Below are 15,274 nucleotides of genomic sequence, written 5' to 3' on the forward strand. Positions count from 1 at the left end.
ATTTTAAAATTTTTTGCTTTGAAGTTGCGTTTTAATATGATCTGCAAAGCTCCCAACTTCTAATGAGATTTGCTCACAAGAATCAATAATGTAATTACTCTCTTGAATCTTATCTTCTAAGAGCTGGATAGAATCATTAATTTTTGTGATTCCGTCATTTTGCTCTTGGATTGCAGAAGAAATCTCATTCATTGATTGTGCCAATAAGTTAATATTTGCTTCAATTTCCCCTAGACTTTTTTGCGTGCTTTCAGCTAGTTTTCTAACTTCATCTGCAACAACAGCAAAGCCTCTTCCGTGTTCTCCTGCTCTTGCTGCTTCAATAGCTGCATTTAATGCTAATAAGTTTGTTTGATCAGCAATATCTTTAATTGTCCCAACAACTCCACGAATATTATTAGCTTGTTGTGCAATTTCTTCAGATCTAGAAGCAGTATTTTGGATAGAATCTGTCATTATAGAAATTGCTTCAGCAGATTGTTTTGCGGATAGGGATTGTGATTGTGAGCTTTCTTTGATTTGTGTAACAATATTTTGTAAAGATTGATAAGAAATATTGAGTTTTTCTGCAGTAATGCTCTGCTCTTTTAACATTTCTTGGATATAAGAGCCTAGATTATTGATCCCATTAAGTGTTTGCAAAAACGCACCTTGCTTGTTTTGCAAATCTGCCTTGTGTGTAAAATCATTTTCTTGAAAAATCTCTAAGGTTTTTGTAATTGTCTCTAAAGATTCTTTAATGGCTAGCATTGTAGAGTTTGTATAGTTTTTTAATGTATTAAGCTGTGCGTTGTTTGTTTCCTTTTCATTGATACTTGAAAAATCTCCACTTTGCATATTCTCTAAGACCACAATAGAGCCTTCTACACAAGCACGCTCAAACTCTAAATTCTTCTTAGTTGTTAAAATATTTTCATTAAGTGCCTTTGCAAGCGTTCCTAGCTCATCATTTGTTTTGATTTCACAAGAATTAATGGTTTGTGTTTTCCCATTAAGATAATCAAAAAATTCTAAAATAGAATTTTTAATTGGTTGCACTCCTCTTAAAAGTTTTGACATTACAACATTAATCACAAAAATTAAAAATACGGCAAAAATCAACATTTTAATAATTAAAGAAAAAATCATTGCATTAATAGGTTGATAGATTACTTCTTCATCTTCTAAAAGACAAAATTTCCAATTTGTTTGTGTATCAATCTTACAAACACCTAATTTATCTCGAAATGTAAAAAATTGATTAGAATCTTTTTGTTCAATGAGAAATTTTGAAATTTCATTTTGAGAAAAAACTTCATTTTCATTTGGTGAAACAACAATATTTTGCTTACTATCCATCGCATAGGCAAGAGCAGTTTCGTTTTCAAATAATTTTTTAATATAAGCATTAAGTGGCTTTAATGCAATATCACCACTGACAACACCATAAAAAACATTATCCACAAAAATCGGAGCACTAAATCCAAAAACAGGAATCTTTTTACTAGCTTGCATCCATGCATCACTTAAAATAATATTTTGTTGTTTTTCTTTAGCAATAGAAAACCAACTGCGCTTTCTTGGATCATAACCAGAGCTTGGATAAACATTATTACGATTGCTTCTTAGCATTCTTCCATTAGATTCCACTCCAAAATACATTAGATTAAATCCACCCACAGCTTCACTTAACTCTAATGCATTTGTAATTCTTTCTTCATCGTGCAAATACTTAGTGATTTGCTTGCCTAACATATTTACAATATGTTGTTTCTCTAGCAAATAAGAATCTAACACTAATAATGCGGAATCTACTTTGCGCTGATAATTTTTATAGCTTGTTGCAAGCTCAGCTTCTTTAATATTTAAATATTGCCAAACCCCAAAAATAGAAAATCCAACAATACTCACTAAACTAACAACTAAAGTTACTTTTGTCTTTAAAGTCATTCATCTCTCCCAAAGAAACAAAAAATTAATCCGTAAGCAAAAATACGATTGATTTCAAATTAAGTTTGTAGAAAATGTAAATGCTTTAGATTCCACAAAGGAATCTAAAATTATTGAAGCTTTCCTTTAACTGTAATATCTACAATATTCCAGCTTAATCCTAAATGCCCTGCCGCTACATCACTAAGAGCCTTTAAAGCTTTTGGAGCATTGGAAAAAGCGAAAAGATCCAATCTTCCTTGTGCTTGGAAGTCTTTATTACCTAAAATCTCATAATTTAATGGCACAATTGTGCTTTGACGATTAATGATAACTTTTGCGCTAATTGTCCCTTTGTATTCTCCTTCAATCACATTAACAATTTCTACTTTAATATCATTTTTATTATTTAATGTGCCAAAAAACGCATTAATCACATTATCTGTGATAACTTGGTTTTCTTCACCACCCATATCAATATCTTTTGGAGAAAGAATCACACTTGCCCCAACAAGCTGCTTAGAAAGTGTAGAATCGTCCTTTTTGAAATTAAATTTCGCTGTGCTAAAAACTCCTTTTGTTCCTGCCATTGTAGAAGTTTTATATCCTTCAAATCCAATTTGAAGACTTGTTTTATCAAGTCCAGCCCCAAAAAGCGCACTTGATAACGCTAAAGTGCCAAATATAGCCAAAATGATGTTTTTCATTGTCAATCCTTAAATTTAAAATGTGAATCATTATAATATAAAATTTTTTAAAAATAAAATTACAAATTCTCTAAATAATTTATTTTTGAGCAATAATAGTTTAAAATTAAAGACTTTTACAATTTTTAAGGAAATTTATGCCGCTTGTTATGAACAATAACTCCAAAACAGCCCAAGATAATACAACACAAGACATACAAACTCTAGGTGTTTTTTTGCGTCCATCTACACCGGAACTTAAAGATTATTTTTTAGAATTTCAAGCTAAGGCTACACAATTAGGATTCCGTGTAATTTTAGATTCTATTAGTGCTGGAATGATAGGAATGCGTGGCTTAAATTTTGAAGAACTCTGCTTAGAAAGCGATGTGCTAATCTCTATTGGGGGCGATGGCACGCTAATCTCCACTGCTAGGCGTTCTTTTGCCTATAAAAAGCCGATTTTAGGAATTAATATGGGGCGTTTAGGATTTCTTACAGATTTACAAAAACACGAAGTAGAAGACTTTTTGCCTAAATTAAAAAGTGGCAACTACACCATAGCTCACCACATAATGCTAGAAGGCAAAATCCAAAACAACACAAGTTTTTTTGCTCTAAATGATATTATTTTAACACGCTTAAATGATGCAGGAATGATTCATTTAAAAGCCTATATTGATGGAGAGTATTTTAATGCTTATTATGGTGATGGCTTAATTATAGCCACACCCACAGGCTCTACTGCTTATAATATTAGTGCAGGTGGTGCAGTGGTCTATCCTTTTTCTAAAAATATTCTTTTGACTCCTATTTGTGCGCATTCTCTTACGCAACGCCCACTAATCTTACCAGATTTCTTTGAAATCACAATTCAATTAGGCGAAACTGGGCGTTGTAATATTGTTATTGATGGACAAGAGAGTAAGCCATTAAAATTTGGTGAAAGTATCACAATTTGTGCCAAAAAAGAAGGTGTGCGTCTAATCCATAGCCCACACTGGGATTATTTTAAGATTTTAAAAGAGAAATTTCACTGGGGAGATTTTGAATAATGCAAAAACTTTGTATCCATAAAATCACAATTAAAGATTCTCCAACTTTTAAGCAAGCTAGCTTTTCTCCAAGCCCATATTTTAATGTCTTTAGTGGCGCAAGCGGAGCTGGAAAGTCTGTGCTTATGGAATCCATTTTAGCCCTTTTTGGTTTAAGAGAAACAAACGCTATACTCCTTGAAGCCACACTTGAACTTCAGGGGATTTCAAAAGACTTTGAGGGCTTAATTGATGAGGGAGAAGTTGTGCTAACACTTAGCAAAAAAGACAAAGTCCGCTATTTTATAAACGCCCAAAATATCCCAAAAAAGAAAATCCAAGAGCTTTTCACACCCTTTTTAAAGCATCTTAGCACCAAATCCTATGATGCCACAAGTGAGCAAAATCTGTTTTTTGTGCTTGATGGTTTTATAGAATCCAAAAATAAAGAATATCAGCAAATCTTACAAGATTATAAAGAATCCTTTTTGCAATTTAATGCAGCTAAAAATACACTAAAAACCCTACAAGATGAAGCACTAAAAGTTGCCGAGCTTAAAGAGTTTGTGCGTTTTGAAATCCAAAAACTAGAAACGCTAAACCCAAAAAAAGGCGAATATGAAGAATTGTTAGAACTTAAAAAAGAAATTTCTAAAAAAGAAAAAATCAGCCAAAGCTTACAAGGCGTGCGTGAGTTTTTAAGTCAAAGCCACAAGGTTACGCAGTTTTTAAACCTAATAAATAGCGATGAAAGCGATTCTATCTTAAGCGCATTAAACACTCTTGAAAGCTTATGTGATCAAGCAAATGAACACTTAGAAGCCCTAGAAATGAGCAATCCAGAAGAGATTTTAAACCGCATTGAAGCCTTAAGCTCTCTTAAGCACCGCTATGGCGGAGTTGATGAGGCTTTAGAATATTTGGAAAACAAAAAGCAAGAATTGCACAAATATGAAAATTTAGATTCCATCTTAAAAGACGCACAAAACTCTTATCAATTAGCCAAAACCACATTGCAAACAAGTGCAAAAGCTCTAACACAAGTAAGAGAAAAACATTTAAGTGATTTTGAAAATACACTAAATTCTGCATTAACTTCCCTAAAAATGCAAAACTCAAAAGTTATTCTAAAACCTATTTTAGAAGTAGAATCCTACACAATCTTAGGTGCGCAAAATCTTGAAATCACACTAAACACTACACTAAAAAACCTAAGTTCTGGTGAATTTAATCGCTTCCGTCTTGCCTTATTGCTCACACAAAAAAGCAAAGAAAGTTCCCTAATTCTTCTTGATGAATTAGACGCCAATTTAAGCGGACAAGAATCTCAAAGTGTCGCAAATGTGCTAAAAACACTCTCTCAAACACATCAAGTCTTTGCAATCTCTCATCAACCGCACATACCAAGCCTTGCAAATACACATTTTCTCATCCAAAAACAATCTCAAACTTCAAGCATTACAGAGCTTGACAAACAAGGCAGAATCCAAGAAATAGCAAGAATGATAAGTGGCGATTCTATCACAAAAGAAGCCCTAGAATTTGCCACCAAACAATTAAGCACATATCAATGAACCTAAATACACTTCAAAAATTTGCAGATTATCTTACAAAAACTCCACCTTTAAAACTCCGATTAATAAGAAGAATCGGGGACAATCTCTTTAAGCTTGATATTGATGGCTCACTTTTTTTTATAGATTTAACCCGTCAAAAATCCACAATTTTTATCACAGATGAATCCTTAATCGCACCAAAAATCTACCAAGCACCTTTTGATAAAAGCCTAGAAAAACATTGCTTTAATGCTAGGATTTTAAAGGCAAAACTTGATGGCAACAATAGAATCTTACAGATCTTTTTACAAACACAAAATAGCTATAAAACCTTGCAAACCACTCTACAAATTGAATTTACAGGACGCAATACAAACCTTATCCTTTTAGATTCTAACAATATCATCTTAGATGCCTTGCGCCACATCACAAAAGAACAATCTTTTAGAGAAGTTAGAATCCAAAAACAACTCTTACCACTACCCCAGCCCACAACTCCACCAAAAATACACGATGAAGGAGAACTTTTTAGTGTTTTAAGACATAATTTTAAAACCCTACAAAAAAAAGAACTTGAACAAAAAATCCAAAAATCCACAAACACACTTCTACAAAAAATCTCCCAAATCAAGCATTTTATCAACGCACTAGAAGATAAAAATCTCCTAGAATCTAACGCAAAAAAAGAAGCACATTTTGGACAACTTCTTGTAGAAAATCTCTATTTATATCCGAACTTTAAAGGCACTTCTATCACTCTTAATGCTACACAAATCACACTCCCTACTAAAGCCCATTCTCTAAGCCACGCAGCACAGATATTCTTTGAAAACTCAAAAAAACTTGCCAAAAAAGCAAAAAATATTCATCTCCAAGCACAAATCCTACAAGAAAAACTAAATTTTTATGAAAATCTACTTGAAATGATACAAAATGTAACAAACATTAACGATTTACAAATTTTAAATTCTAATTTCCAAAAAGACTCTACGCCAAAAGACTCCAAACGCAAGAAAGAAAACAAGCAATTTGAAAGCTTTTTTATTGAAGGCATTAAGGTTTCTATTGGCAAAAGTGGGCGTGAAAACATTGCGCTCTTAAAAGAAGCACGCGCAGAAGATCTTTGGATGCATATCCGCAATCTCCCAAGTTCTCATTGTATTATCCATTGCGGAAAATCAAAAGTTTCCGATATAATCTTATACAAAGCCGCAAAGATTTTAATTGGATTTACAAAAAGTTTTGGTGGAAATTATGATATAGATTATACAAAGCGTAAATTTGTCAAAATCACACAAGGCGCAAATGTCGTGTATGCAAAAGAGCAAACGCTCCAACTAAAAAAGGATTAAAAATGGCTGTAACTCCTGTTGGCAATATGACTTACATTAATCAAAACGCTCAAGTAGGTTCTGTTCAACAAGCAAACACGCAAGTTAAACTTGATTTTCAAGCAATGGTAAATCTCCAAAATATGCAAGACCAACAAGACGAAATCCAAGAAGTGCGTCCCACAGAAGAAACACTTGAAGTTAAAGACGAAAGAGAAGGTAATGGCAAACAAGAAAAAGATGAGGAAGAATCTAAGCAAGAATCTAAGCAAGAATCTAAGCAAGAATCTAAGCAAGAATCCGCCAAACAAGATGATTCTATACAAACAAACGAAAATGGCACAATCACACATTTAAACATCTCTGTGTAAAGTTGGAATCCTTTTTGCTATCTGCTTTCAAAACAAGAAAAGGATAGCTTATGCAGGCTTTTTTAAGGATATTTGCTGGGTTTGTGTTTCTCTCCACTCTAACCTTTGCGTGGCAGCCAAACCCATACCACTCACAAAGTGATGAACATCCCCTTTACACAGAGCGTAAAAATCGTTTATTAGGTGTTTATAGCACTTATAATAAAGCAAAATCTGATGCTAAACTTAGCATTAGCGGCTTTGAAACGCAAAATCATAATCTTAGTGAAAAACAATTTGGAATTGGAATCGTATTTGGATATTTGCTTGATTCTAATAATAGACTCTTAGCAAGCTTTGAACATCACTTTAAACAAAATGGCTTTTCTTATCAACTTCTAACTCTAGGTTATGCTTTCACCCCAAAACTCCCAAACAGCACACAATGGCGTTTAATCTTAGGCGTAAATGCTGGACTTGCGCTAGGAAAATTTGAAAGTGGCAGTTTTGTCATCAATGATAGTGCTTTAGATAAACTCTCCTACACAGGATTAACCTATGGTGTCAAAGGCGGATTTATCCGCACATTTCACAGCGGAGAGCTAGAGTTTGGTCTGCAAGCAAGACGCTTAGATTTTGGCGAAGAAAGCGGAAGTTTAACACTAAATAATAACCCAAGTTCTGCAAACTTAGATCTTAGCGAAACTTCTAGTTTAGGCTTTTATCTAGGCTATAATTTCTTATTTTAAAGGATAAAAATGTGGATTTTATTTTCACCTAGCGAGAAAAAACATCTAACACATAAAGACGCCACAAAAGGCAATCCAACATTTTATCAAAACTTCGTCTGTGAAAACTTACAAGAAATCCTACACGCCTACACACAATACCTACAACACGCTAGCGATACACAGCTTCAAAAACTTTTTGGAGTAAAAACGCTTAATCTTAATGAACTCTCCTTAGCACAAAATCTTCTTACAGCACCTCTTATAGATTCCATTAAACGCTATGATGGAGTAGCTTTTAATGCACTAAATTATGAAAGCTTGGACAACAACGCTAAGAATTATCTAAAGAAACATCTTTTAATTTTTTCAAACCTTTTTGGAGTGCTTAGAACAACAGATAAGATCCCTTATTACGACTTAAAACAAGGCGAGGGTTTTTGCTATGAAAACACCACATTTTCTACAAAAAACCTCTATGCAAATCATCACGCAAAAATTTGGGATTTTTTGGATTCCACAAAGACTTTAGAATTTTTGGATTTGCGTGCAGGTTTCTATCAAAAATGTTTTTCTTTTAACAAGATCCCAACTTCTTTAAAAGCAAAAAATCTTCACATTTTAACGCCAAACTTTCTAAAAAATGGCAAAACCTTAAGCCATTATGCAAAATTCTATCGTGGAATCCTTTTGCAAACTTGCGCAAAATACAAGGTGTTAGACTTAGAAACGCTCCTTAAAACAGACATTGCAGGACTCACCCTAACAAACACAAGCACCACGCACCAAGCAAATATCACTCAAACACTCCTAACTTACACGATTTCTTAAATTTTTAGTATAATTGCGCTTTGATTTTAAGGTTATAACAAAGGGATATTATGAATTTTTGCGGTAACAATGTTTTAATTACAGGTGCATCTAAAGGTATTGGTGCTGAGATTGCTAAAGTTTTAGCAAAAAAGGGCTTAAAAGTATGGATCAACTACCGCTCAAAGCCAGAGCTTGCAGACTCTTTAAAAGCAGAGATTGAAGCAAATGGCGGAAGTGCAGCAGTTGTATGTTTTGATGCAACAGATGAAGAAGCGTTTATTGCAGGACTTAATGCAATTACAAGCAGTGATGGTGCTTTAGCATTTTTAGTAAATAATGCAGGCATTACAAACGATAAACTTTCAATGCGTATGCAAACACAAGATTTTACTTCTGTGCTTAATGCAAATTTAACTTCAAGCTTTATTGGTTGTCGCGAAGCCTTAAAGATTATGCGCAAACAAGGCTATGGTGCGGTAGTTAATATCGCCTCAATCATTGGAGAAATTGGAAACCTTGGACAATGTAATTATGCAGCAAGCAAAGGCGGAATGATTGCGATGACAAAATCTTTTGCCAAAGAAGGTGGAAGTAAAGGAATCCGATTTAACTGCATAACACCGGGCTTTATTGAAAGCGATATGACAAAAAGCTTAAAAGATGAAATTAAAGCAGAATATGCAAAAAATATCCCTCTAGGTCGCTTTGGAAGTGGAGAAGAAGTTGCTGAAGCTGTTGCGTTTTTGCTTTCAAATGGCGCAAATTACATAACCGGGGAAGTCTTAAAGGTAAATGGCGGGCTTTATATGTAGCAAATAAAGTTTTTTAAGAAAAACTTAGCTACAATACAGCCTTATTGAAATTTTTTAAGGAGAAGTTGCAATGGCAATATTTGATGATGTAAAGGCAGTTGTTGTAGAACAGCTTAATGTAAATGAAGGTGAAGTGAAGCCAGAATCTAAATTTGTAGATGATTTAGGTGCAGATTCTTTAGATGTTGTTGAGCTTGTAATGGCATTAGAAGAAAAATTTGAAATTGAAATCCCAGATGAAGAAGCGGAAAAAATTCAAACCGTTGGAGATGTTGTTGCTTATATTGAAAAGGCAAAAGCTTAATTTATACTCTTTTTAGTATGCCTTATAGGGCATACTTTATATTTTTATAATCAAGGGAGAAATATGAGACGCGTAGTGGTAACTGGACTAGGAATGATTAATGCTCTTGGATTAAACAGAGAGGATTCTTTTAAAGCTATTATAGAAGGAAGATGTGGAGTTAAAACAATCTCCTCTTTTGACATTTCAGAATTTCCTGTGAAAATTGCCGCTGAAATTACAGATTTTGACCCAAATAGCGTAATGGACGCAAAAGAAATTAAAAAAGCCGACCGCTTTATTCAATTAGGAATCAAAGCTGCAAAAGAAGCTATGGAAGATAGCGGTTTATTAAATGCTGATGGTAAATTGCAAGATTCTATTAATCCTGAACGCTTTGGTATTAGCTCTGCTTCTGGGATTGGTGGTTTAGGAAATATTGAAAAAAACTCTGTGGTGAATTTTGAACGCGGACCAAAGCGCATTTCACCTTTTTTTATCCCATCAGCACTTGTGAATATGCTTGGTGGATTTATCTCTATTGATTATTCTATTAAAGGACCAAACCTAGCAAGCGTTACAGCTTGTGCTGCAGGGACACACGGCATTAGTGAAGCAGGGAAAACCATAATGCTAAACTGCGCTGATAGAATGCTTGTTGTTGCTGCTGAATCTGCAATTTGTGGCGTAGGAATCGGTGGCTTTGCTGCAATGAAAGCACTATCTGATAGAAATGATGATCCGCAACACGCAAGTCGTCCTTTTGATAATGAGCGCAATGGCTTTGTAATGGGAGAAGGTGCAGCAGCTTTAGTGCTTGAAGAATATGAAGCGGCAAAAGCAAGGGGAGCGACAATTTATGCAGAATTAGTAGGTTTTGGAGAAAGTGGCGATGCAAATCACATTACTACACCAGCACCAGAAGGAGAAGGCGCATATCGTGCAATGAAAGCAGCACTAACTATGGCAAATATACAAATTGATTATGTCAATGCACACGGAACTAGCACGAAATACAACGATCTTTATGAAACACTTGCTCTTAAAAAAGTCTTTAATGGTAATGTCCCTCCTGTTAGCTCCACCAAAGGACAAATTGGACATTGCTTGGGCGCAGCAGGTGGAATTGAAGCAGTAATTTCTATCCTATCTATGCAAAAAGGAATCTTGCCACCAACAATCAATCAAATCCAAAAAGATCCAGAATGTGATTTAGACTACATACCAAACACTCCAAGAGAAGCAAAGATTAATGCAGTAATGAGCAATTCCTTTGGTTTTGGGGGAACTAATGGCGTTGTAATCTTTAAAAAAGTGTAAATCGTGGCAACTTATTTAGACTTTGAAATAAAGATTAAAACACTCCAAGAAAATATCGCAACAGCAAGATTAAAAAACGATGCGCACGCCATTGAGATTTTACAAAAAGATTTAGACAAAGAAGTTACAAAAGTCTATTCCAATCTCTCTGATTATCAAAAATTACAGCTTGCAAGACATCCTGATCGTCCTTATGCGTTAGATTACATCACTCTGCTTTTAGAAGAGCCTTTAGAAATTCACGGAGATAGACATTTTAGTGATGATCGCGCCATTGTATGTTACCTTGGCAAAATCGCAGGCGAAAAGGTAATAGTTATTGGCGAAGAAAAAGGCAGAGGGACAAAAAACAAGCTATATCGCAACTTTGGAATGCCAAATCCAGAAGGTTATCGCAAGGCATTGCGTGTAGCAAAAATGGCAGAAAAATTTGGAATCCCACTTTTAATGTTTATTGACACCCCGGGTGCATATCCCGGAATTGGTGCAGAAGAACGCGGACAGAGTGAAGCGATTGCTAAAAACTTGCAAGAATTTAGCACACTTAAGATTCCAACTATCTCTATTGTAATTGGCGAGGGTGGAAGTGGTGGCGCACTTGCTATTGGTGTAGCAGACAAACTTGCAATGATGGAATATTCTGTTTTTAGTGTCATCTCCCCAGAGGGTTGTGCGGCGATTTTATGGAATGATCCTGCAAAGATTGAGAACGCAACACAAGCCTTAAAAATCACACCAGAAGATTTAAAAGAAGCAAATTTAATTGACGCAATTATTAAAGAACCCGGAATTGGCGCGCATAGAGACAAAGAAGGCGCAGCACAAGCAATTAAAACATACTTTTTAGAATCCCTAGATTCTATCCGCCAAGATCCCGATTATTTAGACAAACGCTTTAATAAACTGATGAATTACGGAAGTTTTCAAGCATAAATTAAAGATCCAAACACAATGCAAGAAGTCGCAATCATCGGCGGAGGCGCAAGCGGAATCTTTTGTGCAGTTTTGCTTTCTTTACATAATATCCCTATTGTTTTGTTTGAAAAAAACAAAATTCTAGGCAAAAAACTCCTAGCCACAGGTAATGGTCGTTGCAATATCCATAACACAAGCACAGATTCTAGTTCTTTTCAAAGCACAAGTTTTTTACAAAAAGACTTGCAACATATTTTGCAAAACTACCCATTTAACGCCTTTGTAAAGACCTGTCAATCTCTAGGACTTCATCTTCACACACAAGAAAATGGTAAAGTCTATCCCCTATCAAACTCCGCGAAATCCGTTTTAGAAGTTTTTACCCACGCTTTAAACAAGAATCCAAACTTACAAATCCACTTAAACACCGAGATTACCACTATTACAAAAAGCGATTCTAACTTTTTACTCCATAGCCACAACCACACCGAAAGTTTTAGCACATTAATTCTAGCTTGTGGTAGCCAAGCTGCCCCAAAACTAGGCGGTAGCAACAAGGGCGAAATTCTAGCAAAGCAACTTAACTTAAAATATCACCAAGCCTATCCCGCCCTTGTGCCATTAAATTTGGATTCCACCTTTCTTAGCTCCCTAAGTGGCGTTAAAATCCAAGCCAAACTTACTTTAAAAAACAATGAACAAATCCTAGCCCAAACACTAGATGATGTGCTTTTTACAAACTATGGAATTTCAGGCTTTGGCGTGCTTGATCTCTCAAGCTTTTTTCAAACACGCCAAAATCTCACCTTAATGCTTGATTTTTTGCCAAATCTCACGCCAAAAACACTAGAAAACTCCCTACAAAACACGCTGAAAAATAACCCTAAAATCCCATTAGAAACCTTGCTTAATGGCTTCTTACACCCAAAAATTGCCAAAGCCTTTGCCACACATTTTAACTTTAACCCGAATAACACAAAGCAACTTAAACAATTCCTATTTACCCTTAAAAATTTCCCTTGTAAAAATCCAAAGTTAAAGGACTTTGAAAGTGCAGAAGTCTGTGGTGGGGGCGTAAGTGGAAAGGAAATCAACCCAAACACAATGGAATCTAAAAAGCACAAAAACCTTTACATCATCGGTGAAATGCTAGATATTGTAGGTAATCGCGGGGGCTACAACCTTGCATTTGCGTGGGCAAGCGCGAAAACTTGCACAAATGCTGTGTTAAGCAAATATCGCTTTAAATAGCATATCACGCATTGCTTGGAGATTCTGAATCTGCTTTGTGTTGTGAGATATTTTCTCAAAATATGTTTTTAGATTTACACTTGCTAAAGATTCTTTATCAGGTTTGATTATATGGTAATTAGCTATATCGTTTTTATTAATATGTTGCTGTGCTCCACCTGTTTGATTTAAAATAATTTCATCAATATTAAACTTTATCCATAAATACAAAAATTCACTAGAAAAATCATCATTTGGTATAACACCCACAACAGATTGATTTGCACAAGAATCAATTTCTAGCAAACTTACTTGTCCCAATGTAGCACCTGTTATTGCTATCACAACGCTCCCTTTAGGTAAAAGCTTTGTGCTTGATTTTTCAAATCCTAATTTTGTAATAGTTTTTGTTGGCTTAACGATTCTAAATTTATTGATTTCTCCAGAATTAATCCAAGCAATATCGCCTCCCCAATATTCACTTTTTGCAGTATTTGGGGTGCCACCTAGTTCTATCCTCACATAATCCCCCAATTTTCCCATTTCCCATTTTCCACTTTTTTGATGAGAGGATGGAGGGGCTTGAATTGCGAAGTCGCTCCCTCCCCCTCTCAAACTCTCCCCCACCCCGACAACGCTTTTTGGGTTTCTTGGATTGTCTATAAAATAATGGCGAAAAAGGGTAAGGGCTAGAGATTCTAAAGTTTTGTTTTGTCTATGGAGTAAATCTATCTTATCATCAAAGCTACTTAGAATCTCTGCTATTTTTTGTTGTATTGTAAGTGGTGGGAGCGGAAATCTGTATTCTCCAATTAATTTTGGAGAGGTATGCTTTACGGAAGTTCCTGTTGCAGAATTGACTATGAAAGCTTGATAATTTTTAGTTCTTAGCAACCAATAAATAAAATCTTTACAAATATCACTTCTCAAAAATAGAAGTAATCCAATTCTTTGGTTATGCAAATAAATATGTTCTGAATCCTTAGGGATTTTTGCGGAATATCCCAGCGTATCTCCATCTTTGCTTAAATCTGTCATAGTTACAATTATATCGCCTGTGCTAAAGATAAAACTTTTTGGAATTTCTCCGTTAAAATATTTGAATTTTTGACTTTTAAAACCACCCCCTATGTGAAAATTTCCCGGTGTAACCAAAACATTTGGTGTATGCTCTGTGGTTATATTTTTTCCTGCAAAAGCGTATCCGTGTTTAACATCAACTATTTCCCCAAGCCTTACTTCCTGCCATTGCTCTTTATGGAGAGATTGTAGAAAGGATTGTAAAGGGAGAGATTCCATTAAAATAAACTCCCAGAATCTCTAAAAGAAAAAAGTTCATAAGTTTTTTGCGTAGCGATTCTCCCCCTTGCTGTGCGCTCTAAAAATCCATTCACTAGCAAATAAGGTTCAATCACATCTTCAATCGTTCCTTCATCTTCGCTCATTGCAGCAGCAAGCGTGCTAAGTCCAATAGGTCGCCCCCTGCTCTCACAAATAATCTTTAAAAAGCGCAAATCCAGTTCATCAAAGCCGTGTTCATTTACTCCTAGTTCATTGAGTGCATATTGTGTGCGTTCCTTTGTGATCATCGCTTCTTCTGCAACTTCTGCAAAATCTCTAACGCGCTTTAGCAAACGCAATGCAATGCGTGGCGTGCCTCGTGATCGTTTAGCAATCTCTAATGCACCTTCTTTTTTACATTCTTTTTGTAATTTAATAGAAGCTAGAGTTACAATTCGCGCAAGCTCATCGTTTTCATAAAACTGCATTCTAAACTGCATCCCAAAGCGATCGCGCAAGGGATTGCTAATCATTCCAGCTCTTGTTGTTGCTCCAATTAGCGTAAAGCGCGGTAAATCAATCTTTACACTTTGTGCAGCAGGACCACTTCCAATAATAATATCTAACCTAAAATCTTCCATTGCAGGATATAAAATCTCTTCAATAGCAGGGCTTAAGCGATGGATTTCATCAATAAATAAAATCTCTCCTTCATTTAAATTTGTCAAAATCGCCGCTAAATCTCCAGCTTTTTCAATCATCGGTGCAGCAGTTACTTTAATAGAAGTTTGCATTTCTGCGCTGATAATATGCGCTAATGTTGTCTTACCAAGCCCCGGAGGTCCAAAAAGCAGCAAATGATCCAATACATCTGCACGCTTTTTTGCCGCTTCAATGAAAACTTGTAAATTCTTTTTTAGTTTCTCTTGTCCAATATAATCGTCCCAACACGATGGGCGAAGCTTGATTTCTTCTTCTCCATCAAGCGACATTTTTTCAATCTCTACAATGCGTTCCATAACACCCC

The 15,274-nt window shown here is 35.3% G+C and carries 15 protein-coding genes; 11 read left to right on the plus strand and 4 right to left on the minus strand.

What is annotated here, in order from left to right; all coding sequences use genetic code 11:
- Nucleotides 1-3: 3 nt before the first annotated feature.
- Together Q0358_RS06680 and Q0358_RS06685 are read right to left on the minus strand one after the other, a co-directional pair.
- Entirely contained in the window at nt 4-1,929 is a 1,926-nt protein-coding gene (locus Q0358_RS06680; protein WP_299549178.1) for a methyl-accepting chemotaxis protein, read from the minus strand.
- Between the two features lie 110 nt (nt 1,930-2,039).
- Nucleotides 2,040-2,615: a hypothetical protein gene (locus Q0358_RS06685; protein ID WP_299549181.1), complete on the minus strand. Its 576-nt coding sequence runs from the start codon at nt 2,613-2,615 to the stop codon at nt 2,040-2,042.
- A gap of 137 nt (nt 2,616-2,752) precedes the next feature.
- Here Q0358_RS06685 and Q0358_RS06690 point away from each other — a divergent pair, with 137 nt between their 5' ends.
- The 11 genes from Q0358_RS06690 to Q0358_RS06740 all read left to right on the plus strand — a co-directional run bounded on the left by Q0358_RS06690 (nt 2,753) and on the right by Q0358_RS06740 (nt 12,987).
- Nucleotides 2,753-3,649, plus strand: coding sequence for an NAD(+)/NADH kinase (locus Q0358_RS06690; protein WP_299549184.1), 897 nt, complete (start codon nt 2,753-2,755; stop codon nt 3,647-3,649).
- Nucleotides 3,649-5,202 (plus strand): DNA repair protein, encoded by a 1,554-nt coding sequence (locus tag Q0358_RS06695; RefSeq protein ID WP_299549189.1) that lies wholly within the window; start codon nt 3,649-3,651, stop codon nt 5,200-5,202. The genes Q0358_RS06690 and Q0358_RS06695 overlap by 1 nt, the downstream gene beginning before the upstream one ends.
- Nucleotides 5,199-6,536, plus strand: a complete 1,338-nt coding sequence (locus Q0358_RS06700; protein ID WP_299549192.1) for an NFACT family protein — start codon at nt 5,199-5,201, stop codon at nt 6,534-6,536. The genes Q0358_RS06695 and Q0358_RS06700 overlap by 4 nt, the downstream gene beginning before the upstream one ends.
- A gap of 2 nt (nt 6,537-6,538) precedes the next feature.
- Nucleotides 6,539-6,886 carry a hypothetical protein gene (locus tag Q0358_RS06705; RefSeq protein ID WP_299549195.1) on the plus strand — a complete coding sequence of 116 codons (348 nt, stop codon included), beginning with the start codon at nt 6,539-6,541 and terminating at the stop codon, nt 6,884-6,886.
- A gap of 50 nt (nt 6,887-6,936) precedes the next feature.
- A complete protein-coding gene (locus Q0358_RS06710) occupies nt 6,937-7,614 on the plus strand; it encodes a hypothetical protein (protein ID WP_299549198.1) in 678 nt (225 codons plus the stop codon).
- Nucleotides 7,615-7,623: 9 nt separating this feature from the next.
- The gene (locus Q0358_RS06715; RefSeq protein WP_299549201.1) at nt 7,624-8,424 is read left to right on the plus strand and encodes a YaaA family protein; all 801 of its coding nucleotides are present in this window, start codon (nt 7,624-7,626) and stop codon (nt 8,422-8,424) included.
- A 50-nt stretch (nt 8,425-8,474) separates the two neighbouring features.
- A complete protein-coding gene (gene fabG, locus Q0358_RS06720) occupies nt 8,475-9,218 on the plus strand; it encodes a 3-oxoacyl-ACP reductase FabG (RefSeq protein ID WP_299549205.1) in 744 nt (247 codons plus the stop codon).
- A gap of 70 nt (nt 9,219-9,288) precedes the next feature.
- A complete protein-coding gene (acpP, locus tag Q0358_RS06725) occupies nt 9,289-9,522 on the plus strand; it encodes an acyl carrier protein (RefSeq protein WP_006802832.1) in 234 nt (77 codons plus the stop codon).
- Between the two features lie 63 nt (nt 9,523-9,585).
- Nucleotides 9,586-10,821, plus strand: a complete 1,236-nt coding sequence (locus Q0358_RS06730) for a beta-ketoacyl-ACP synthase II (RefSeq protein WP_299549213.1) — start codon at nt 9,586-9,588, stop codon at nt 10,819-10,821.
- Nucleotides 10,822-10,824: 3 nt separating this feature from the next.
- Nucleotides 10,825-11,754, plus strand: a complete 930-nt coding sequence (gene accA / locus Q0358_RS06735; protein WP_299549216.1) for an acetyl-CoA carboxylase carboxyl transferase subunit alpha — start codon at nt 10,825-10,827, stop codon at nt 11,752-11,754.
- Nucleotides 11,755-11,772: 18 nt separating this feature from the next.
- Nucleotides 11,773-12,987: an aminoacetone oxidase family FAD-binding enzyme gene (locus Q0358_RS06740; RefSeq protein WP_299549219.1), complete on the plus strand. Its 1,215-nt coding sequence runs from the start codon at nt 11,773-11,775 to the stop codon at nt 12,985-12,987.
- Here the strand turns inward: Q0358_RS06740 and Q0358_RS06745 are convergent.
- Both Q0358_RS06745 and ruvB read right to left on the minus strand, forming a co-directional pair.
- The gene (locus Q0358_RS06745) at nt 12,964-14,265 is read right to left on the minus strand and encodes a restriction endonuclease subunit S (protein ID WP_299549222.1); all 1,302 of its coding nucleotides are present in this window, start codon (nt 14,263-14,265) and stop codon (nt 12,964-12,966) included. The two genes, Q0358_RS06740 and Q0358_RS06745, sit on opposite strands and share 24 nt — an antisense overlap.
- Nucleotides 14,265-15,266, minus strand: coding sequence for a Holliday junction branch migration DNA helicase RuvB (ruvB, locus tag Q0358_RS06750; protein ID WP_299549225.1), 1,002 nt, complete (start codon nt 15,264-15,266; stop codon nt 14,265-14,267). Before ruvB ends, Q0358_RS06745 begins: the two co-directional genes overlap by 1 nt.
- Nucleotides 15,267-15,274: the final 8 nt, after the last annotated feature.

The organism is uncultured Helicobacter sp. (assembly GCF_937893305.1).
Taxonomy (GTDB): Bacteria; Campylobacterota; Campylobacteria; order Campylobacterales; family Helicobacteraceae; genus Helicobacter_D.